Genomic DNA, 21,989 nt, shown 5'->3' on the forward strand with positions numbered 1-21,989 from the left:
CCGGGGGGCCTGGGGGGGCTCGAGGGGTCGGCCCACCAGGTGAGCCATGTACCAATCCCCCTTTGGGGTCTCCACCAGTGAGGCGTGCCCGGCTTTCTGCAAGGGCAGCTCGGGGCGGCCCCGGGCAGTGAGGGTGGGATAGCTGGGGTCTACCTCATAAGGGCCCTCGATCTGGCGGGCCCGAGCCACCGTGACGGCGTGCTCGTAGACCGTGCCCCCTTCGGCCACCACCAGATAATACCAGCCGTCTTTCTTGTACAGATGCGGACCCTCGGTCACGCCCAGGGGGGTGCCCCGGAAGATGTTGTGTACTGGGCCCACCAGCCTCTTCTGAACCGGGTCGTACTCCTGCAAGAGGATGCCCGAGAAGGAGTTTCTGCCCTTACGGTGATCCCACTGCATGTTGAGCAGCCACTTGCGCCCATCCGTGTCGTGAAAGAGCGAGGGGTCGAAGCCCGAGGCGTTGAGGTAGACCGGCTCTGACCAGGGCCCCTCAATGCTTGGAGCGGTGACCAGGTAGTTGTGAGCGTCTTTGAAAATCTCCCCGTTGCCCCAGGTTTTTACATCGGTGTAGATCAGGTAAAACTGCTCCCCATCGTGGCTCAGGCAAGGGGCCCAGACGCCGCCTGAGTCGGGGTTGCCCAGCAGGTTGAGTTGCGAGGTGCAGGTCAGCGCATAGCCGATGGGCCGCCAGTGCACCAGGTCGCGCGAGTGGGAGAGCCGCACCCCCGGCCACCACTCGAAGGTGGAGGTGGCGATATAGTAGTCCTCCCCCACCCGCAGGATCGAGGGGTCGGGGTGGAAACCTCTGAGCACTGGGTTCACAATCTTCATGGCCGGGCCACCGCCTCCCGCAAAAAGCCCTGGAACCAGCGCCCGCTGGCCTTGAGGCGGCGGGCCTGGGTGGCAAAGTCCACGTAAACCAGGCCAAAACGCTTGCTATAGCCTTCGGCCCACTCAAAGTTGTCCAGCAGGCTCCATACAAAATAACCCTTTAAGGGCACCCCTTCTTGTAGGGCCAAAAGGCTCTGGGCGAAGTGGCGCTCGAGGTAGCGGGTACGCGCCGGATCGTGTACCTCTCCATCCACACTCACCACATCGGAGTAGGCCGCGCCGTTCTCGGTGATGTAGATGGCCTTTGGACGGTACTCCCGGCTGACCCGCAGCAGCAGTTCCTGCAGCCCTTCGGGGTAAATCTCCCAGTCCATAGCAGTGCGTTCCTCCCCCACAGCTACTGACTGGAAGCGGTAGGGGCCCAGGGTGCTGTTCCGAACCACCGCACGGGTGTAGTAGTTGATTCCCAGAAAGTCGGTGGGGACGGCAATGGCCTCCAGATCGCCCCCCTGCACCGGCGGGGGGGTCTCGCCGTAGAGCTCGAGCAGGTCGAGGGGATACCCAAAGCCGAAAAGGGGATCCAGGTACCAGCGGTTCTGAAAGCCGTCGAAGCGCCGGGCGGCGGCCACGTCGGCGGGGTCGGGTGAGGCGGGGTGGCCGGGGGCCAGGTTCAGGGTGATGCCCACCTGGGCTCCAGGGGCGTTGCGGCGGATGAGGGGCACGGCCAGGCCGTGGGCCAGCAGCAGATGGTGCGAGGCCCGCACCGCCAGACCCAGGTCCTGTTTGCCTGGGGCATGCACCCCGGCCAGGTAGCCCAGATGGGCCGAGCACCAGGGCTCGTTGAGGGTAATCCAGTGCCGCACCCGGTCGCCCAGGTGCCGAGAGAGAAGGTCGGCATACTCGGCAAAGGCGTAGGCGGTCTCCCGCGCGGGCCAGCCGCCCTGGTCTTCCAGGGCCTGGGGCAGGTCCCAGTGGTACAGGGTTAGCCAGGGGGTGATGCCCTGGGCCAGCAGGGTGTCCACCAGCCGGCCGTAGAAATCCAGGCCCTTGGGGTTGGGAGCTCCCCGGCCCTTGGGCAGAATGCGGGGCCAGGCTACCGAAAAGCGGTAGGCGTTCACCCCCAGCTCCTTCATCAGGGCGATGTCCTCTCGGTAGCGGTGGTAGTGGTCGCAGGCGAGGTCACCGGTCTCGCCGCCTTGGGTTTTGCCGGGGGTGTGGCTGAAGGTGTCCCAGATGCTCAGGCCGCGCCCGTCTTCCCGAACGGCGCCCTCGATCTGGTAAGCTGAGGTGGCGGTGCCCCAGGTGAAGTCAGGGGGAAAGTCGCTTCGTTTCATGTAGGTCTCCTCAAGGCTGTTGCAACGTGCGTTGCAGGGCAAAGTAGGCGGGCTTGGGCTGGTAGTCGGCGTCAAAGATGAGGGGTTCGCTGGCGGCCCGCCAGGAGTAGGCGTCGCTGACCCCCCAGAGGGTGAAGACCTTACAGCGGGGCTGGCGCAGGCATACCTGCAGAACCTCCTGGTAGATTTGGGCCTGCTTTTGCAGGCGCTCGGCTTTGGAGCCAGGCCCGCTCAGCCGTACGTCCATCTCGGTGATGTGAATCTCGAGGCCCAGCTTGGCAAAGCGCTCGAGGTTCTCCGCCATCCGCGCGGCTGTGGGCGAGAAGTTCAGATCTAGATGCGCCTGAAAGCCTACCCCATCCAGCGGTACCCCTTTGTCCTTGAGTGACTTGAGCAGGGCGTAAATGGCGTCTGATTTAGGCCCGAGCCCCTCGGCCCCGTAGTCGTTGTAGAAGAGCTTGGCGCCTGGATCGGCGGCGTGGGCGTAGCGGAAGGCTTTTTCCAAATAATCGGGCAACACTTCAAAAGGGGTTGGCCGGAGCTCGGCATCATCCCCGATCACCTCGTTGGCCACGTCCCAGTAGGCGATCTTCCCCCGGAAGTGTCCCACCACGGTCTGGATGTGCTCCCGCAGGATGGCTTCCATCTCAGCAGGGGTGAAATCGCCATACACCCAGCGGGGAAGCTGCTGGTGCCAGACCAGGGTGTGGCCTCGCACAGCCATGTGGTTTTTTTGGGCAAACTCTACCAGCAGGTCAGCAGGGGCAAAGTTGAACTGGCCACGCGTGGTCTGCAGTGCGCCCCACTTCATAACGTTTTCCGCCACCACCAGGTTGAACTCCCGGGCCAGCACCTGGGCATACTCAGGGTCTTGCAGCAGCAGGTTAGGCTCGACCGCAGCCCCAACCTGAAGGCCGTGCTTCTCGGCCAGGGTGCGCAGGGGTGGGCCGGACTGGGCTAGGGTCAGAAGGCTCAACCCCAAGAGCAACAGGCTCCACAGGCGAAATGACATTAACCCTCCTTGGAAATAGATGGTTTGGGAGACCTCGAGCTTCCTTTCAGAAAACCGGGTATCTCTGGGCAGAACAAGCTGGTTCAGTTTTTGACCGCCCCCGAGGTCAGTCCCTCCATGAGCTGTCGCGCGGCCAGGGCAAAGACCAGGAGCAGCGGGGCTACCAGGAGGGCGGTACCGGCCATGATGGCCCCCCACTCCACATCGGTCGCCCCTTGTAGGGTACGCAGCACTACCGGCAGGGTTTTGGTCTCCTGGGTGCGCATAATCACGTTCACATCAGCGAACTTGTTCCAGGCCCCAATAAAGGTGATCAGGCCCAGCGTGCCCAGGGCGGGCCGGATGAGGGGCAGCACAATGCGCCAGTAAATCTGGAACTCGCTGCACCCATCTATGCGGGCGGCGTCCACCAACTCCTTGGGGATGGCCGCGACGATGTACTGCCGCATCATGAAGATCCCTACCGCCCCGGCCATGGCCGGAACCCAAAGGGCTTTGGGGGTGTTGATCCAGCCAATCTGGTAGATCAGCAGGTAAAAGGGAATCAAGTTCAGAATGGCTGGTATCAGCAAGGTGGCCAGCACCACCCCAAAGAGCTGCTCACGCCAGCGAAAGTTGTACATGGCAAAGCCAAACCCGGCCAGGCTGCAGAAAAATAGGGTGGTAATGGTGATCATGAAGGCTAAATAAAAGGTGTTCCAGTAAGCCCGCCAGAAGGGAATCTTCTGCAAGAGAATTTGGTAGTTGCTCCAGAAATGCTCCCCGAACCATAAAGGCGGCGGGAAACCGAAAATCTCAGAGCGCTGCTGAGTGGCAAAGACAAACATGAAGTAAAAAGGAGCCACGGTTAGCAGGCCGCCCAATATCAGTAGGATATAGCCCCCTAAGCGCAGTAGAAGACTGCTTAAAGCGCCTCTCTTTTGCTCCCTCATTGTCAATCTCCCCCTCTGGCGGTACGACCAAAGATCAGATTGTTAAGGTAGGTCAGGATGCCGATGAAGGCGAAGAGAATCCAGGCGATAGAAGCTGCGGTGCCCATATCGAGCCACTCAAAAGCCGTGCGGTACATGTACATGGCCGCAGTCTGACCTCCTGGAGTGGCGGTGCTGGCCCCACCGTTCAGGAGCACAAAAGGCTGCTCAAAAAGCTGCATGTTTCCAATGATGGTCAGGCTAACCGCGAAGAACATCATGGGGCGCAATAGGGGTAGGGTGATGTAGCGAAATTGCTGTATCCTGCTAGCCCCATCCACTGCGGCTGCCTCGTAAAGATCCTTAGGGATGGCCTGGATGGCCGAGAGGTAAAGCAGGGTGTTCCAACCGGTGAATTGCCAGACCACCACCAGCGCCAAGGCATACTTGATGTTGGCACTAATAAACCAGTTGATGTTTTGATCGGGCAAGAGCCAACCCAGCACAGGCCAGGTGTGGAGATGAGCAATTATCAGGTTGATCACCCCATTGTGGGTGGCAAATAGGGTATTGAATATGAGGGCAATTGCTACCGAAGAGGTGATATAGGGTAGAAAGTAGACCGCCGTAACGAAGGTTTTGAACCGACTCAACACCATGTGAATTACAAAAGCCAAGGGGATGGCGATCAGGTGTTGGGGTATCCCGGAAAACACCCCTAGCCAAACCGTGTTCCACATGGAGCGCCAAAACATGGGATCGGTAAGGGTGAAAGCGTAGTTCCCGAGGCCCACAAACTTCCAGTGGCCCCAGCCGTCGCTGGGGGTCCAGGACTGGAAGGAGATGTATAAGGAAAACAAGCTGGGATAAAGGCCAAAAATCAAGAAAAGAATGAAGAAGGGGCTGATAAATATATAAGGCGCATAACGCCGTTGGAAGTTGCTCCAGCGCATGGCTAGGCCAGATGGGCTGGAACTAGGCCGTGGGTTGCTCAGGCTCTCTTGCACAGGCACTCCTTTCTGGTGGCCTGCTGCTTTGAAAACTTTTCACACATAGCCATAGAAAGGGGGAGAAGGGGTGCCCCTTCTCCCCCGTGTTATTTCTAACGCATCCGGCGCTCGATGAGCCGTTTGGCCTCGGCCAAAGCTGCAGTCACGTCCTTGCCCTCGTCCAGCACTTGTGAAAGGGCTGTACCCAGGATTTCGTAGGCTACTCGGTCGTACTTGTTGGCCTTCAAAGGCTTAACCCGCCGAGCCGCATCGCGCCAAATCAAGAAGGCTTTTTGGCCTCCCAGAAACTCTACAGGGTCATTAAAAACAGGGTCGTTCTGGGCCGCCAGCAGAGCGGGAAAGGCCCCGATAGCCTTAAAGCCCGCAATCTGAGATTCATCATTGGTGGTGACAAACTTAATGAACTCCCAGGCCAGGGCTTTGTTTTTAGAAGCGCTGGGAATGCCATAGAAGCTGCCACCCCAGGAGGCGTACATTCCCTCGGGAAGCTGCTGCACTCGCCACAGACCCTTGGTGTCGGGGGCCATCCAATTTTTTAAATGGCCCATCAGCCAAGCACCTGAGAATTGCGTAGCCACCGTACCTTTCTTAAAGGCGTCATACCACTCATTGGTCCAAGATCCAATTCTGGCATCCAATCCAGCCGCCCGGATGTTTTTGGCCAGCTCGAAAGCCCGTACAAACCGGGGGGTATCCACCACAACCTTGCCTTGCTCATCGAAGTAGGGGCTGGTATTAGCTGGGGTCGTTGCGAAGATGTTGATCCAGGCAACGTCCGCTGCATCGGCGATCAAGAAGGAGCCTGTGGAGGATTTGATTGCTCTACCCGCGGCAATATAGCCGGGCCAGGTCATCATGCTTTTAGGGTCCACACCGGCTTTTTGCAAGATATCGTTGCGGTAGAAAAAGGTGCCCGGCCCAATATCGGTGGGCATAGCGATGAAGCGCCCGTCAGAGGAAGTGGCCTGGGAAATGGTATAGGGCGTGAACAGCTTTTTGTATTGCCCTGCGCTGTAAGGGGCTTTGTTAAGGTCTTCGAAGCCTTGTCCTTCGGCGAATCGCCCCACATAGCCAATTTCGATCGCGGCCACGTCGGGCAGACCCTGTCCGGTGGCTAAAGCGGTTGTGAGGGCATTGTGATGATCAGCATACTGTTGAATGACCAATTTGACCTCAACATCGGGAAACTTCTTGTTAAAAAGGGGAATTTGGGCTTTGAGAGAGTCGTCAAGGTTGGGGAAGACGGCCACTGTAAGCGTAGTCTTTTGGGCTACAGCAAGGCTTGCCAGTATGAGTAGGGCTAAAAGGGGCAGGATTTTCTTCATAGACACTCCTTTGCGAGAATTCTGCTCTAGGTCAAGGACGGACTTTTGAAAGCGCTTTCAGATCTGAGTGATTGCTACCATTCCTCCTTTGGGATTGAAAACTAGGTCGGTTGGTGCATCAGCCGGGTAGCCGGGGAACGTAAAAGAGCGGTAGACTCCCGTACAACCAGGCGAGTCGAGGGAGATATGGGGGTATATTCTCGATTCTCGAGCCGGGCCAGTACCAGCCGAGTTGCTTCCCAGCCCAGTTCCTGACCGGGTTGGTGTATGGAGGTAAGAGGGGGGGTAAAGTAGCTGGAACTGGGCAGATCATCGAATCCAACGATCGAAACATCGTTCGGGACACGGATGCCACGGCGATATAGCGCTACGTTGGCTCCATAGGCCATCTGGTCATTAGCCGCGAAGATGGCGGTGAACAGGGCTCCCCGGGCCAGAAGGGCCTCTACCGCCAGAAGACCGGAGGGCTCGAGATAATCCCCTTCAACCACCAAAGCTGGCTCAAAGGGGATATCGGCCTCCCCTAAAGCCCGACGGTAGCCTTTTAGGCGTTCAATTGCATCGGGGTGGGATTGGGGGCCTGCGATATGCGCGATCCGGCGATGGCCTAGCTCGAGGAGGTGCCGGGTGGCGTCAAAGGCTCCTTGGGCATTATCCACGCTTAGACAGCTGAGGCCTTGGATTTCCCGCCCCACCACCACCACCGGCATGAGGTTGACCAATTCCAGCAAGCGCTCCTGGGGTACACTGCCATCCATCACCACCAGGGCATCTACCTGCCGCCCTACCAACACCCTGAGAGCGGCTTCTTCTCGGTCCACGCGCCAGTGTCCACTGGCGAAAATGGGATGGTAAGGGGTTCCTTCTAGGGCTTGCTCTACCCCTTTAAGCATCTCCCCGTAATAGGGGCTGCTGATCTCTTGGGAGATTACCCCAATGGTGAGCGAGCGTCCCTGGGCTAGCCCCTTGGCCATGATGTTGGGGCGATAATTCAAACGCTCTATGGCCTTTAATACAGCCTCACGCTTGCGGCTCGCTACCTTGGCGGTGCCATTGATCACTCGAGAAACTGTACTGGGTGAAACCCCAGCTTCCCGGGCCACATCGCTCAAGGTTACGATTTCGCGCATAACATTCCAAACGGTTGTGGGGCTCTCGAGAAAAAAGTAAAACAGATTTTGAAAGCGCTGTCAAGACTTGATATGCCTTGGATGTATTATGCGTGGGGTTGCAGTGAGGCGCCGAGGAGCAGGATGATAGCCCTATGGATTTGCTGGTGATCGTGCCTCATCCAGATGACGAGGTTTTTGGTGCGGGGGGGACGCTCCTGCAGTATGCCGAGCGGGGCCTCGAGACCGGTCTCATCACCCTGACCCATGGAGAAGCCGGGCGCACCCTAGGCCTCTGCCCTCCAGAGCACCTGGGTGAGCTTCGGGCCCAGGAGTTGCGCCGGGCCGCAGAGATTTTGAAGATCGGCTACTTTGAGCTCATGGACTTTCCCAACGCTCGTCCTAACGGGGCGGTTGAGGGCGAGGCTAGGGGGGTGGGGTTTGCCCGTTCCACAGGTGTGGCGGATCACCCCGAGATCGTGGACCTGTTGATGTGGCGGCTCGAGCTGCTGCGTCCACGGGCCATCATCACCTTCGGCCCCAATGGCAGCAACCGCCACCCTGACCACGTGGCCACCCACCGGTTCGTCACCCGCGCGGTAGCGAACTCCGGCCAGCGGATAGCGGTGTTTTACTACGCTCCACCGCAGCCGCTCCCGGAATTCATCGAGGGATGGCTGCCGCCGACCCATATGCGCCGCATCCCGATGGAGACGCTGCTGCAGAAGCTGCGGGCCATGGCTCAGCACCGCACCCAGGCCCTCTCGGTGCTGCAATTCATGGATCGCTTCGCCCCTCGCTTGGCCCTTGAAAGCTTTCATCTGGCCGGTTATCAGGGGCCGATTCAGGATGAGCTGCTGTGGTATGCTAGACCCTAGGAACCCCCTTCAGCAGGCCGATCCCCCGCATACGCTTGCCGAATGATGCATACCGTGGTAAGTTAAGACTATCAGCGGCAAAAGGCCGCCTTTTTTATTGCCCAATCTGGGCTTGCATAACTCAGGTAAAGCCCCTACACTGAGCCTCAACCATGCTTGGTATCCCCATCGCCAAAGGTTCCTTGCCAAGCCGCAGCCCTGCGGCTTTCGGCTATGGGACCGTGGTGTGCTGGTGGTGGCCCGGATAGCTCCAGGACGGCAGCAGTGGGTGCCCCTGGAGCTATCCGGGGGCTTTTTTATTTGGATCAGAGCGCACAAGGAGGAAACTGTGGTTACTTCAGCGAAGGTTACCCCCACCCTACCGATCAAAAAGACCCTTTTGGCCGACCTCGAGACCCCGGTCTCGGCCTATCTCAAACTTTCGGAGAAGGCGGCCCCCAGCTTTTTGCTCGAGTCGGTGGAGGGGGGGAAGGCCTGGGCTCGCTGGAGCTTTGTAGGGGTGGGGGCCCGGCGCATTTTTCGGGCCAAGGATGGGGTATTTACCCTGAATGGCGAGGTGCTCCAGACCCAAGATCCCCTGCGCACGCTGTATGAAGCAATCCATCGCCCGATCGTTCCCGACCCCGACCTGCCCATTTTTTGGGGTGGGGCGGTGGGCTATGCAGCCTATGACCTGATCCGCTACTACGAGCGTTTGCCAGCGGATAAACCCGATTTGCTCCAGGTACCCGACCTCCTCTTTGTCGAGCCTGAGGTGGTGGTGGTTTTCGACCAATTCAAGCAGCAGCTCCACATTGTGGCCCCGGCGGAGGAAGGGAACGCCGCCTCCAAGGCCCAGGCCCTCGAGCGCATTGCCTGGGCAGAGAAAAAGCTCAATGGGCCCCTGCCAGGGGTGCCGGGGGAGCGGGCAGGCCGACGCATGGAGTTCCAGCAAAACCTCAGCCAGGCAGAGTATGAGCGGGTGGTCGAGCGAGGTTTGGAGTACATTCGGGCCGGGGACATCTTCCAGTTCGTGCCCTCCGTGCGCTGGAGTGCTCCATTGAACGTGCACCCCTTCGCCATCTACCGGGCCCTGCGCTCCGTAAACCCCAGCCCCTACATGGGCTACTTGGATTTGGGAGAGGCGCTGCTGGTCTCGTGTAGCCCGGAGAGCCTGCTTCGTTCGGATGGTCGTAAGGTGACGACCCGGCCCATCGCCGGAACCCGGCGGCGAGGCCGGGATGCCGCCGAGGACAGGGCTCTGGCCGAGGAGCTTCTGGCCGATGAGAAGGAGCGGGCTGAACATGTGATGCTGGTAGACCTTTCCCGCAACGATATCGGGCGGGTAGCCAAGTATGGCACGGTGCGGCCCACGCAGCTTTTGAGCGTGGAGCAGTATTCCCATGTGATGCACATTGTCTCCACGGTAGAGGGGGAGCTGCGCGAGGACAAAACCCCGCTGGATGCCCTGGCCTCAGTGTTGCCGATGGGGACGGTCTCGGGGGCTCCTAAAATTCGGGCCATGGAGATCATCGAAGAACTCGAGCCCTCCCGTCGGGGAGCCTATGGCGGCAGTTTTGGTTATGTGGCCTATGACGGGCATATGGATGTGGCCCTGACCCTGCGCACCATTGTGATCGCCAACGGCGAGCTGCACATCCAGGCTGGGGCCGGGGTGGTCTATGACTCGGTTCCGGCCAACGAATACCAGGAGTGCTTGAACAAAGCCCAGGCCATGATCAAAGCCGTGCGGATGGCCGAGGAGGGGTTATGAAGCGCATCTTGATGGTTGACAACTACGACTCCTTTACCTACAACTTGGTGCAGTACCTGGGGGAGCTGGGAGCCGACCTCACCGTATGGCGCAACGATCAATTCCAGCTCGAGGACATCCGAGAGTTCGACCCTGACGGGATTGTGGTAAGCCCCGGACCCTGCACCCCCAGAGAGGCTGGGCTTTCGGTCCCCCTAATCCAGACCTATGCCCCCAGGTACCCCATTCTTGGGGTCTGCCTGGGCCACCAGAGCATTGGAGAGGCTTTTGGGGCCCAGGTGGTTCGCCATAAGGTGATCGTGCACGGCAAAACCAGTGTGATCTCCCACGATGGCAGCGGGGTTTTTGCCGGGCTCCCCAGGCCCTTTTCGGCCACCCGGTACCACTCGCTGGTGGTCGAGGATTTGCCGGAAACCTTAGAGGTCAATGCGTGGCTCGAGGAGGCGGGGGGGCATACCGTAATGGGATTGCGCCACCGCCACTACCCCACCCACGGAGTTCAGTTTCACCCTGAGTCGGTGTTGACCGAATCGGGGATGGGGCTGCTGGCCAACTTTCTCAAGCTATGTGCCTAGTCCCTACAATGTGAAGAGCCATGATCTCGGTGATTGTGCCCACCCATAACCGCCGCGCAGCCCTGGAGCGCAAGCTGCGGGCCCTAGAGGGGCAACCCGGCAGCTTCGAGGTGATCGTGGTGGCCGATGGCTGCACTGACGACACCCAGCAGTTCCTGGCCGAGTATCACCCCCCGTATTCGCTGCGGGTCCTCGAGACCGGGAGGGGGGACGGCCGGGGGGTGGCCTTCGCCCGCAACCGAGGTGCGGAGGCCGCTCGAGGGGATCTCCTCCTGTTCTCGGATGACGATGTGGTTCCGCAGCCTGGGTGGATTCAAGCCCACCAAAACGCCCATTCGGGGGCCTCGGTTGTGGCCGTTGGGCGTTTGCTGCTGCCCCCTGACCTGCGCAACAGTGGGGCCGCGGAGCTGAGGGGGCCCCGGGTGTTCTGGTGGAACATCACCGGCAACAACACCAGCCTGCCCAAACCCCTGTTTGAGAAGGTCGGCGGCTACGACGAGGCCTTCAGCGCCTATGGCGGTGAGGATCCTGATCTGGGGTACCGCTTGGGTCGGGCCGGGGCCCGGATTCAGTTTGTGGCGGCCGCGGAGGCCGTGCACGAGGCTTATGACCACCAAAAGGGAGCCTTGGCCCGGGCCAAGGCAGCGGGGGAAGCGCATGTGCGGGTTTGGAAAAAGTATGGTGATCCCAAGATTGCCTGGGCTCTGGGGGTGCACCCGGTGTTGTTGGGGGTGAAGATGGCTACCTTGCCTTGGCTCAGAACCCTGATTGGGCCTCGAGCAGACCGCGAGTTGGCGTATTCCTGGGGCGCATGGAACCAACGTTCAGCGTAGTTATCCCCACCTTTAACCGGGCCGAGCTGCTGGAGCGGACGGTAAAGGCCTTGCTGGGGCAGATGGGGGCGGATCTGGAGGTCATCGTAGTGGACGATGGCTCAACCGATTCCACCCCGGCCCGGTTGCAGGGGATCGCCGACCCTCGAGTCCGCCTGCATCGCCAGCCCAACCAGGGCCTGGCCGCAGCCCGCAACGCCGGGTTTGCTCTGGCCAGAGGGCGGTATGTGCTGTTCAACGATGACGACCTGGTGCCGGAGCCGGGGTTTCTGGCCGCCCACCTCGAGCTGCACGGTCAGCTTCCCGGGGTTGCGGTGGTCAGCCGCACATACCTTCCGGAGGAACTGGGCAACGCCCCCTTCACCCGTTACTGGCGGGCTAGGGCTGAGGGAGGGGTGCGCGGCAAGCCCAATGGGGCGGTGTTGGGCAAAGGGGGCTACTGGTTTGCCAGCCTATCCATTGGTCGAAATTTGCTGCCCAATCCGCCCTTTTCGGCCTTTCGGGCTTATGGCTGGGAGGAGCATGAACTGGGGCTCCGGTTGTGGGCTAAAGGGGTCCAGCCGCGCTTGGCGGTGGGGGCCAGGGCGGCGCACCTGGACCGGGTGTGCCTGGAGGCAATGGTGGCCAAGCTGGGCAGCATGGGCCGGATGGCCTGGGAGTTTTATGGGCTGCACCCCAGCCTCGAGGTGGCCTTCTGGACCGGAGCCAACCCCCTCTCTCTGGCCTACAAGCGCTGGTTTTATCCCTGGGCCAAGGCCCAGCGGCTGCTGGAGGACCGGGCCTGGGAAAGCACTTCTGTGGCCTTTGGCAACTACAGTTTTATCCTCGAGGCGGCCTATACCCGAGGGTTGCTCGAGGGCAAGCCGTGAACCCCCCGCCGTGTATTCTGGAGGCTCGAGTGTGCCCTAGCCGAACCGGTTATGAAGCCTTCTGGGAGGAACCGTGGAACTCTTGAAAAAAGCCCTGCACGCTGAACCTTTAACTCAAACCGAGGCTCGAGCCCTGATGGAGCGCATCATGGCCGGTGAGCTTACCGCAGCCCAGACCGCCGGGGTGTTGATGGCCCTGCGTACTCGAGGGGAGACCGTCGAGGAGATCTCGGGGTTTGCCGAGGGCATGCGGGCGGCAGCGGTGCGAATCCAGACCCGCAGGGCCCCCCTGATGGACATTGTGGGTACCGGTGGGGTGGCTCCAGAGGCCTTCAACGTCTCGACCACCACCTGCTTTGTGGTGGCCGCAGGGGGGGTGCCGGTGGCCAAGCACGGCAACCGTGCGGCCAGCTCGAGGTCGGGTTCGTTTGACCTGATCGAGGCCCTGGGGATTCGGATTGACCTGCCCCCCGAGCGGATTACCCAGGCCATCGAGACCCTGGGCCTGGGGTTCCTCTTCGCCCGGAGCCATCACCCGGCCATGCGCTACGTGGCCCCGGTGCGGGCCGAGCTGGGGGTGCGCACGGTGTTTAATCTGCTGGGCCCCCTAACCAACCCCGCCTTTGCCACCTTAAACCTGGTTGGGGTAAGCAGCCCGAACCTGGTCGAGCCGTTTGCCCAAGTGCTGCACAACCTCGGTTCACAGCGGGCCTTGGTGGTTTATGGGGAGCCGGGGCTCGAGTCCGCTTTAGGGGTGGATGAGTTGGTGCTGGGCCCCAACCGGGTGGCGGAGCTTCAGGAGGGGCAGATCCGAAGCTACACCCTGCACCCCGAGGCAGTGGGGCTTCAGCCGGCCCCGCTCGAGGCCCTCCAGGGGGGTACGCCTCAGGAAAACGCGGTCACCGCCCGGGCCATCTTGAGCGGTAAGGAACGCGGGCCCAAGCGGGACGCGGTGGCCTTGAATGCCGGCGCCGCCTTCTACCTGGCCGGAAAGGTGCCGGACATTGCGCAGGGGGTAAGGCTGGCCGAGGGGTTGCTGGACGGGGGGGCGGGCCTCGAGCTGCTGGAACAACTCCGGGCCTTTAGCCAGCAGTGACCGGACCCTCCTCCATACCGCTCGGCCTCAGTGGCTTGGCTACACCCGGAAGACCCCAGAGGCCGTGATGGAGGGCTCAGCCTCTGGGGCATAGGTTTTGGGCGCTTCGACCTCGAGCCCCGCATAGGCCAAGGGGGCGTTCATCTCGAGTTCAGCGGCCAGGATGAGGTAATCGAGCTGCTCGAAGCTCCACAAGAGGATTTGGTGTTCCTGGGCCCGCTCGAGGGCCGCAGGGGTGTACTCCCCCGTTTGGCAAACCATGACCCCCCGCTGCCCTGGGATTAGGGCCTTATACAACCCCTCCACCTCGGCCTCCCCCACCGGCCCCTCCATTTGCAGATCGAAGGCATAAACCACCCCTGAAGGGGAGCGGGCCGTAAGCTGCGGCCCCGATAGGGCTTCGGGGAGCGCCGCCACCCAGTTGGGACAGCGATTGAGCAAAGCCGCGAGGTAACGGGCCAGGTTACGCTTTGGGGCAGGGGTAGGGGTCATAAAATTGGCTAGCCTAAGGTATACCATTCCCGCCAGATTAGAAAATTAGAGCCCGCAGCACTGCGGGCAATTTCACAGGTGTGGGCGGCGTTTATGGGTGATTCCGGGGGCGCCGGGCTTATTCCACCGTGACCGATTTGGCCAGGTTCCTCGGCTGGTCTACATCCCGCCCCAAATGCACCGCGGTCTCATAGGCCAGAAGTTGCAGCGGCACCACGCTCACCACCGGGGCCAGCAGGGGGTGGGTTCTGGGCACGTAAATCACGTCCTGGGCAAACTTCTGTACCTTGGTATCGTCCTCGCTGGCCACCGCAATCACCCGCCCGCCCCGGGCCCGCACTTCCTGGATGTTGGAGACGGTTTTCTCGTAGAAGGGGCTCTGGGTAGCCAGTACCACCACTGGCAGGCGCTCGTCAATCAGGGCGATGGGGCCGTGCTTCATCTCGCCGGCGGGGTAGGCCTCGGCGTGGATGTAGCTGATTTCCTTGAGCTTGAGGGCCCCTTCGTAGGCGGTGGGGGCCTGGATGTGCCTCCCCAGGAACAGGTAGTCCTGGGCCTGGTGGTATTTCTCGGCGATGTGGGCGATGCGGGGGCGCTGCTCCAGGGCTTCCTCCACTAGCCGGGGTAGCTTGCGCATCTCGCTCAGGAGTTCCCGTGCGGTCTTTTCGTCCAGCGTGCCTTTGGCCCGGCCCATCCACACGGCCAGCATGGCCATGGCGGCCAGCATGGCGATGTAGGCCTTGGTCGAGGCCACGCCAATCTCGGGGCCAGCGTGGATGTAGAGGGTGTCGTCTACCTCGCGGGTGATGCTGCTACCCTTGGCGTTGATGACCCCCAGGGTGCCTGCTCCCTTGCGTTTGGCTTCGCGGATGGCCTCGAGGGTATCGATGGTCTCGCCCGACTGGCTGATGCAGATGGCCAGGGTTTTGTCGTCCACCACCGGGTCACGGTAGCGGTACTCGGAGGCCACGTCAATTTCCACCGGCACCCGGGCCAAAGCCTCCAGCAGATACTTCCCCACCCAGGCCGCGTAGTAGGCCGTGCCGCAGGCCACAATGTGCACCTTGTCGTAGTGGGTGGGCTCGAGCTTGAGACCCAGCTCCACCCCCGCCTCTTCTTCGTAGAGGCGGCCCCCCAGGGTGTTTTCCAGCACCCGGGGCTGCTCGTAGATTTCCTTGAGCATGTAGTGGGGGTGCCCGCCTTTTTCGGCGGCCTCGAGGCTCCACTCCACCGTCACCACTTCCCGCTCCACCGGGTTGCCGGCCAGATCGGTAACCTGTACCCCCTCGCGGCGCACCACCGCCATATCGCCATCGTGCAAAAAAATGACCCGGCGGGTATAGGGCAACAGGGCCGGCACGTCCGAGGCCACAAAGTTCTCCCCCTCGCCCAGCCCAATCACCAGCGGGCTCACGGTACGGGCCACCACAATCTCTTCGTGGTTCTGATGGGCCACTACCAGGGCATAGGCCCCGTAGGCTTCCGAGAGGGCCAGGCGTACCGCCTCGACCAGGTCGCCCTGGTATTTTTCCTCGATCAAATGGGCCAGCACCTCCGAGTCGGTCTCGGAGCTGAAGGTGTGCCCCCGCGCAATCAGGTCCTCCTTGAGGGGCAGGTAGTTTTCGATGATGCCGTTGTGAATTACCGCAATTTCGCCCTTTTCGGTCATGTGAGGGTGGGCGTTGGGGTCGGTGGGGGCCCCATGGGTGGCCCAGCGGGTGTGCCCCACCCCAAACTGCCCGTTCAGGTGGTGCTCCTTCAGGCTGTCAGCCAGCACCTGGAGCTTGCCGGCCTTCTTGACCACCTCAAGGTGCCCGTTGACCTTGACCGCAATGCCCGCCGAGTCGTAGCCCCGGTACTCCAGGCGCTTGAGCCCGTCCAGCACGACATCGGATGCCTCTCGAAAACCCACGTATCCCACGATTCCACACATATTGAACCTCAGCTTGGGGGGTCTGGTCCTCACCCCACAGTAAGCGAAATCCCGGCCTTGCGGCCGTCGTTTGCACATCCAGGGGTTACGGGCCCCCAGGGGGCTGCCTTACAAGCCAAACGGGCATAACCCTACCGAAATCTCCGCTTCGTAACCCCTGCTTAACGCTTTGGGTTTTTAGTTGGGCCCTGCTCCCCAGTTGTCCAGCGCTCGCGCGGCTGGCTTTCCTGATCGAGCTTTAGGTTGCGAGAGGGAGGGGCATCTCCCTGGCGGCATCCGCGGAAACCTTCGATGTTTCGCAGTGTTGCTGCTTATCTCAATTGGGTTGAGACCGCCACCTCGTAAGGTGCCTGAGCAAGAACCATCGCTGGCTCTGGCACCCCCTGCGCTCCTCGCTTTGTAGCCTAGCCTCCTCTCTGGGCTTAATATCCCGCCCTCATAATACATTTTTTTCGTCCTGTGTGGGGTTTCACACTTGACACTAATGTTTGGATGCCGGTATGATGCCCACGGATGTGCAAGGTGAGAGCGGATTGAGCCCCATGAGGGCTCCAAGCGCTTGCCAAGCATCCGGGCCGAAAGGGGCTTTTGTGAAGGCTGGGAGAGGAAACACGGCAACTCGATCCACAGCCTCCGCAAAACCTCTCGAGGCCCAAGAAGGGTCTCCCGATTAGGGGGATTTGAGGAGGCGAAATGAAGCAAAAGCTGGTGGTCTACCTAGCCGGACTGCTCACCGTAGTCGGTCTAGGCTTCGGACAAGCCCAGTTCTCCGACGTTCCCGCCGGACACTGGGCCAAAGAAGCTGTAGATCGGATTGCGGCGTGCGGTCTGATCATCGGTTTCCCCGACGGCACCTTCCGGGGCAACCAAAACCTCACCCGCTATCAGGCGGCGCTGATCTTCCAGCGGCTCCTCACCGAGCTGGAAAAGGGCGGTCAGTGCGTGAGCGGCGGGCAGCTGAGCAGCGAGGACCTCACCACCATCCGCAATGGGGTGCAGGAACTGGCGGCTTTGGGGGTACGGGTCTCGGCCCTGGAGGACAATGCGGCCTCCAAGGACGATATTGCCCAGCTCCAGGCTGCGATTGATGAGCTGAAGAGCCAGAGTGGCCAGAGCGGGATGAGCGAAGATGCCCTGAAGGACCTGGCCGACCGTGTAGAAGCGGCTTCGGTGGCCGCAGATACCGCTTTGGCTCAGTCCCAAATCCTGGGGGATCGTCTGGATGGCGTGGAGGGGGATGTCGCCGCGCTCAAGACCCAGGTGGATGCCAACGGCGATAGCATCAAGGCGCTTAACGAGCTAGCAGTGTTGCTCAATCAGGATGTGCTGAGCCTGCAAGACCGCGTGACCGCCCTCGAGAGCAGCATCGGTAGCGTGGATGTCAACAGCTTCGCCACCAAGGAAGATGTCAACGCGGTGCAGGAGTTTGCCACTGCCCTGCGCGGTGACCTGGTGGCCCTCACCGACAAGGTGAACGGGATTGATACCCGAGTGCAGAAGCTCGAGGCGGTGCAGTTCAGCCTGACCGGCAGCCTCGCGGGCACTTACGGCTATACCACCAACACCGGCGGCGACTTCGACATTGACCGCCTGTTCCCCAACAACATCCTCAGCTCGGGTGTGGGGCCTTCAGACGGTGGTTCGATCTACGTGCGGCCCAAGTGGCGGCGCGGCGACATGAACCAGGACTTCACCGAGGTAGACCTCAACCTCAACTTTGGCGTGAAGTTCAATAACGTGGGGGCTACGGGCATCAGCGATGTCACCATCAACAGCTTTACCCCTGTAGCCAGCCCCAGCACCTCGGGTGGGGTTCCCGCACCCTTGCGCATGCGGGCGGCCACCATCAATGGTAAGCTGGACAACCAGCCCTTCTCCGTTCAGTACTACAACAGCGACCAGCAGAACCTGACCTTTGTCTTCAACCCCTACCTGTTCAACAACGCGGACAACGGCTCGGGTGACTACGGCGATACCGGCGCGATGAGCGGGGCCATTGCTACGCTCAACGGCACCAACTGGCCGCTCTCGCCCAAGTTCACCGTGGTGATGGGTAATGCCAACACTAACACCACCAACAACGCTGGATACCTGGTGTTTGGTGATCCGGCGAACCCCGGCAATCCCACGGACTTCTTCGGGACCCGCGCCGAGGTCAACCTGCTTGGGCTGAACCTGGGCTTGAACTACGCCGAGAACCGCTTTAACCGTGCGGGCTTCGGTGTGGACTGGAAGGGCACCCTGTTCGGTCTGCTCAGCCTGGAAGGCGCCTATGACGCCACCAAGAGCAATGCCGATGTGTGGGATTTCAGCAACCCAGCTACCACCCCTCAAGCTTTCTACATCAACGGTGGGGTGAATCTGGGCATTCTTAGCCTCAACGCCAACTACCGGGCCATCGCGCCCCTGTACGAAGGCGGCGTGGCGGGCATGTCCTTGGCCTCGAGCAAGTTCCTGTTTGGGGTCGGCGGCTATGACAACGCCCCGTATGCCCCTGACAGCCGGGGCTTTGGGGTGGACGGCAAGATCAAGCTGGCCAACATCCTCAGCGGCATTGAGCTGCGCGGTTACTACGACAGCGCCACCAACCTGAACGGCGATGCCCTCAGCGCCACCAACTACTACGGTGTGGGTGGGGATATCGGCCTGTTCGCTGGGCTCAAGCTGAACGCCTTCTACAACAACTTCACCGTGAATGGCAACCAGTACCCAGGCTCGGGCTTTGACGCCCTGGCTACCGGTGGCGGCGCGATCGGGAACTTCGGGAACTTCTTCGCCTACACCTACAACAACCAGGATAGCCGCTACTCCTCGGGCTTCGGCGTGCGCCTGACCCACGATCCCAAGGCCAGCAATGCCCTGGTTCCTGGGCTGGATGTCCGCTTGGGCTACCAGCAGTTCGCCAACACCGGTACCGACATCCTGGCGGCGGCGGCCTATAGCGGTAAGCTGTTGGGCTTCCTCAACCTGAACCCGGTGGTACGCTACCACAGCTTCTCCGGCAGTGTCACCAGCTACCTCGACTACGACGGGGCTACCACCATCCCCGTGTATAGCTCGAACACCCTCAAGTTCGGCATCGGGGTGACTACCGACCCGGCCAACTTCTTCCTCAAGCCCAGCCTGGACGGTGGGTTCTCGACCCGCACCACCAACTACACCGCAGGCCCTGCGGGAGACCCCTTGGTGGGCAACAGCACCACGGAGACCTACTGGCGGGTGGGCATCAACCTGAACGAGTTCCTGGTCTCGGGCAGCGTGCTCAAGGCGGGTTACGCTCAGTACAGCGGCACCAACATCCTCTCCCCCAGCCCGACCTCGATCTTCCCGGCCCGCGGCTACACCAATGCGCCGTTTGGCATTGGCACGGACCGCATCTTCACCTACCCGGGTGAGGTCCAGTACCCCTGGAACAATACTGTGGTTACTGGGCGAACCTACGCCAGCGGTGGCTTGGGTGGGCTGTACCTCGAGTGGGCCTATGGCAACCTGCAAGCCGGTGCCTTCATCGGTTCTCTGACCGATGCCAACGGCAATGCCGTGTCGCAGGGCAGCGGCTTCAAGGTCACCTACACCATCAACTTCTAACCGAGGTTAGAACCCAACAACCCCGCCTTTGCAGGCGGGGTTTGGTTTTGCCCCAAGGGTAGATTTTGGGGGTATGGCTGTGGCGGAGGGGATTGTATTCTGATATAGACAGAACAAACCGGGATTGGGTAGACTGGACAATCTATGTTTCGCTATCAAGGCCCAGACCCCAGGGGAGACCAGCCCAAGGCCATCGCCGGGCTCGAGGAGGCAGTCCGGGATGGCGAGCGCTTTGTGACCCTGCTGGGAGCGACCGGAACCGGCAAAACCGTTACCATGGCCAAGCTGATCGAGCGGTTGCAGCGCCCGGCTTTGGTGATGGCGCCCAACAAGGTGCTGGCCGCCCAGCTCGCCGCAGAGTTTCGCGAGCTGTTCCCTGAAAACGCGGTGGAGTACTTCATCAGCTACTACGACTACTACCAGCCCGAGGCGTATGTGCCGGGGCGCGATCTGTTCATTGAGAAGGATGCTGCGGTCAACCCTGAGATCGAGCGGCTGCGCCACAGCACCACCCGCAGCCTGCTGACCCGGCGCGATGTGATTGTGGTGGCCTCGGTCTCGGCGATCTACGGCCTGGGTTCGCCCGAGGATTACCGCAACCTGAGCCTGGTGGTGGAGGTGGGGCAGGAGCTTCCCCGTGAGGCCTTGATGGAACGCTTGGTGGAGCTGCAGTATGAGCGCGGGGATTTACAGCTCGAGCCCGGAAAGTTCCGGGCCAAGGGCGAGACCCTGGAGGTCTGGCCGGCCTACGAGACCGAGCCCATCCGCATTGAGCTGTGGGGCAACAACATTGACCGGGTGACCGTGACCCACCCCGTGACCGGGGAGCGCCTTAAGGACTTGCCGGGCTTCGTGCTGTTGGGGGCCACCCACTATGCCACCCCGGAGTACCGCCTCAAAGAGGCCATCCCCCAGATCCGGGCCGAGCTGGAAGCCCGGCTGCACGAGTTCGAGCAGCAGGGCAAGCTGCTGGAGGCCCAGCGGCTCAAGGAGCGCACCCTGTATGACCTCGAGATGCTCGAGGTGATGGGTACCTGCCCCGGAATCGAGAACTACAGCCGCTTCCTCTCCGGCAAGGCTCCAGGGGAAGCCCCGTTTACCCTACTGGACTACTTTCCTGAAGACTACCTGACCCTCTTGGACGAGTCGCATGTCACCGCCCCGCAGATTCGCGGGATGTACAACGGCGACTATATGCGAAAGCGCACCCTGGTGGACTACGGCTTTCGCCTGCCCAGCGCCCTCGACAACCGCCCCCTGAAGTTCAACGAGTTTCTGGAGCGGGTCGGGCAGGTGGTGTTTGTCTCGGCTACGCCGGGGCCCTACGAGCGCGAGGTGAGTGGGCGCATGGTTGAACAGATCATCCGCCCCACCGGGCTTTTAGATCCCAAGGTCACGGTCAAGCCGGCCCAGGGCCAGATCGAAGACCTGATGGGCGCGATTCGTACCCGGGCCGCTCGAGGCGAGCGCACCCTCGTCACCGTGCTCACCGTGCGGATGGCCGAGGAGCTCACGGCCTATCTGGTGGAGCATGGGGTGCGGGCCCGTTATCTTCATCATGAGCTGGACGCTTTTGAGCGCCAAGCCCTGCTGCGCGACCTGCGGCTGGGTCACTTTGACGCCCTGGTAGGCATCAACCTCTTGCGCGAGGGCCTGGACCTGCCCGAGGTCTCGCTGGTGGCGATTCTCGACGCCGATAAAACTGGATTTTTGCGCAGCGAGCGCTCGCTGATCCAGACCATTGGGCGGGCCGCACGGAATGTGGAAGGCGAGGTGTTCCTCTACGCCGAGACCATTTCCGAGGCCATGCGGGTGGCCATCGAGGAGACCAACCGCCGCCGGGCCATTCAGGAAGCCTACAACGCCGAGCACGGCATTACCCCGACTACGGTGCAAAAGACCGTGCGCAAGATGATCAAGCCCGAGGACTACCAGGAGGCGACCCAGGAGGCTCTGCTCGAGGACCCTGACGCGATGGCCGAGGCGCTGGGGCAGCTCGAGCTCGAGATGTGGCAGGCCTCTGAGGCCCTCGATTTTGAGAAGGCGGCGGCAATCCGCGACCAGATCCGGGCGCTCGAGGCCCGCCTTAAGGGCCTGCCCGAACCAACCACAGCAGGCAAGGGCAGGCGCAGACGGCGGCGCTAAAAAGAATCCCCCCACGCTGGTGGGGGGAACCTGGCTAGGGACTTAGTAAGAGCAAGAATCGGCCAACTGGCCATTTATGTAGAGCGTGCCGTTGCGCCCATTGACCCGCCAGGTATACGGGCCACCGGTATAAGTGTTGGGCGAGGTAAGATTGAGGAGGCGGTTGGCCCCATCATAGAAAATGCGGACCTGGCCCCCAGAGTAAGTCACGGACAGGCGGCCACCCCGGCAGAAATAGGTGTAGGAGCCGTTGAGTCCGGGGTTGGGGATAACTGGAGGAGGGGGCGGCGGG

17 protein-coding genes and 1 pseudogene are annotated in these 21,989 nt (G+C 61.3%); 8 read left to right on the forward strand and 10 right to left on the reverse strand.

Features of this window, described 5'->3' with window-relative positions:
* The 7 genes from Mgrana_RS14190 to Mgrana_RS14220 form a co-directional block, all read right to left on the reverse strand.
* On the reverse strand, positions 1 to 834 hold an 834-nt coding region (locus Mgrana_RS14190; RefSeq protein WP_147371308.1), incomplete at its 3' end, for a glycoside hydrolase family 43 protein.
* Positions 831 to 2,168, reverse strand: coding sequence for a GH1 family beta-glucosidase (locus Mgrana_RS14195; protein ID WP_119358258.1), 1,338 nt, complete (start codon positions 2,166 to 2,168; stop codon positions 831 to 833). The genes Mgrana_RS14195 and Mgrana_RS14190, both read right to left, overlap by 4 nt.
* 10 nt (positions 2,169 to 2,178) lie before the next feature.
* Positions 2,179 to 3,180, reverse strand: coding sequence for an endo-1,4-beta-xylanase (locus Mgrana_RS14200; protein WP_119358259.1), 1,002 nt, complete (start codon positions 3,178 to 3,180; stop codon positions 2,179 to 2,181).
* An 83-nt stretch (positions 3,181 to 3,263) separates the two neighbouring features.
* Positions 3,264 to 4,043: a carbohydrate ABC transporter permease gene (locus tag Mgrana_RS14205; RefSeq protein WP_240631389.1), complete on the reverse strand. Its 780-nt coding sequence runs from the start codon at positions 4,041 to 4,043 to the stop codon at positions 3,264 to 3,266.
* 71 nt (positions 4,044 to 4,114) lie between these two features.
* Positions 4,115 to 5,098 carry a carbohydrate ABC transporter permease gene (locus Mgrana_RS14210; RefSeq protein ID WP_240631390.1) on the reverse strand — a complete coding sequence of 328 codons (984 nt, stop codon included), beginning with the start codon at positions 5,096 to 5,098 and terminating at the stop codon, positions 4,115 to 4,117.
* 95 nt (positions 5,099 to 5,193) lie between these two features.
* Entirely contained in the window at positions 5,194 to 6,426 is a 1,233-nt protein-coding gene (locus tag Mgrana_RS14215) for an ABC transporter substrate-binding protein (protein WP_119358262.1), read from the reverse strand.
* A gap of 101 nt (positions 6,427 to 6,527) precedes the next feature.
* Positions 6,528 to 7,556, reverse strand: coding sequence for a LacI family DNA-binding transcriptional regulator (locus Mgrana_RS14220; RefSeq protein ID WP_119358263.1), 1,029 nt, complete (start codon positions 7,554 to 7,556; stop codon positions 6,528 to 6,530).
* Positions 7,557 to 7,690: 134 nt separating this feature from the next.
* Here Mgrana_RS14220 and Mgrana_RS14225 point away from each other — a divergent pair, with 134 nt between their 5' ends.
* The 6 genes from Mgrana_RS14225 (at position 7,691) to trpD (ending at position 13,539) form a co-directional block, all read left to right on the forward strand.
* Positions 7,691 to 8,413 carry a PIG-L deacetylase family protein gene (locus Mgrana_RS14225; protein ID WP_119358264.1) on the forward strand — a complete coding sequence of 241 codons (723 nt, stop codon included), beginning with the start codon at positions 7,691 to 7,693 and terminating at the stop codon, positions 8,411 to 8,413.
* 328 nt (positions 8,414 to 8,741) lie between these two features.
* Positions 8,742 to 10,166, forward strand: coding sequence for an anthranilate synthase component I (trpE, locus tag Mgrana_RS14230; protein WP_119358273.1), 1,425 nt, complete (start codon positions 8,742 to 8,744; stop codon positions 10,164 to 10,166).
* On the forward strand, positions 10,163 to 10,741 hold the full coding sequence (locus Mgrana_RS14235) for an anthranilate synthase component II (RefSeq protein WP_119358265.1): 579 nt from the start codon (positions 10,163 to 10,165) through the stop codon (positions 10,739 to 10,741). The genes trpE and Mgrana_RS14235 overlap by 4 nt, the downstream gene beginning before the upstream one ends.
* 20 nt (positions 10,742 to 10,761) lie before the next feature.
* Entirely contained in the window at positions 10,762 to 11,574 is an 813-nt protein-coding gene (locus Mgrana_RS14240; protein ID WP_119358266.1) for a glycosyltransferase family 2 protein, read from the forward strand.
* Complete coding sequence (locus Mgrana_RS14245) at positions 11,553 to 12,443, forward strand: glycosyltransferase family 2 protein (RefSeq protein ID WP_119358267.1); 891 nt, start codon at positions 11,553 to 11,555, stop codon at positions 12,441 to 12,443. Before Mgrana_RS14240 ends, Mgrana_RS14245 begins: the two co-directional genes overlap by 22 nt.
* Positions 12,444 to 12,516: 73 nt before the next feature.
* Positions 12,517 to 13,539 (forward strand): anthranilate phosphoribosyltransferase, encoded by a 1,023-nt coding sequence (gene trpD / locus Mgrana_RS14250; protein ID WP_119358268.1) that lies wholly within the window; start codon positions 12,517 to 12,519, stop codon positions 13,537 to 13,539.
* Between the two features lie 39 nt (positions 13,540 to 13,578).
* Here trpD and Mgrana_RS14255 read toward each other — a convergent pair whose 3' ends face one another.
* Together Mgrana_RS14255 and glmS are read right to left on the reverse strand one after the other, a co-directional pair.
* Positions 13,579 to 14,031, reverse strand: a complete 453-nt coding sequence (locus Mgrana_RS14255) for a PIN domain-containing protein (RefSeq protein WP_119358269.1) — start codon at positions 14,029 to 14,031, stop codon at positions 13,579 to 13,581.
* Positions 14,032 to 14,149: 118 nt separating this feature from the next.
* Entirely contained in the window at positions 14,150 to 15,964 is a 1,815-nt protein-coding gene (glmS, locus tag Mgrana_RS14260; protein WP_119358270.1) for a glutamine--fructose-6-phosphate transaminase (isomerizing), read from the reverse strand.
* A 693-nt stretch (positions 15,965 to 16,657) separates the two neighbouring features.
* Here glmS and Mgrana_RS14265 point away from each other — a divergent pair.
* Positions 16,658 to 19,552, forward strand: coding sequence for an S-layer homology domain-containing protein (locus Mgrana_RS14265; protein ID WP_119358271.1), 2,895 nt, complete (start codon positions 16,658 to 16,660; stop codon positions 19,550 to 19,552).
* Between the two features lie 144 nt (positions 19,553 to 19,696).
* Positions 19,697 to 21,697, forward strand: a complete 2,001-nt coding sequence (uvrB, locus tag Mgrana_RS14270) for an excinuclease ABC subunit UvrB (RefSeq protein ID WP_119358272.1) — start codon at positions 19,697 to 19,699, stop codon at positions 21,695 to 21,697.
* Positions 21,698 to 21,739: 42 nt separating this feature from the next.
* Here the strand turns inward: uvrB and Mgrana_RS16975 are convergent.
* Positions 21,740 to 21,989 (reverse strand): annotated as a pseudogene (locus Mgrana_RS16975) (PEGA domain-containing protein); the annotation flags it as partial.

Source organism: Meiothermus granaticius NBRC 107808, assembly GCF_003574355.1.
In the GTDB taxonomy this organism is placed as follows: domain Bacteria; phylum Deinococcota; class Deinococci; order Deinococcales; family Thermaceae; genus Meiothermus; species Meiothermus granaticius.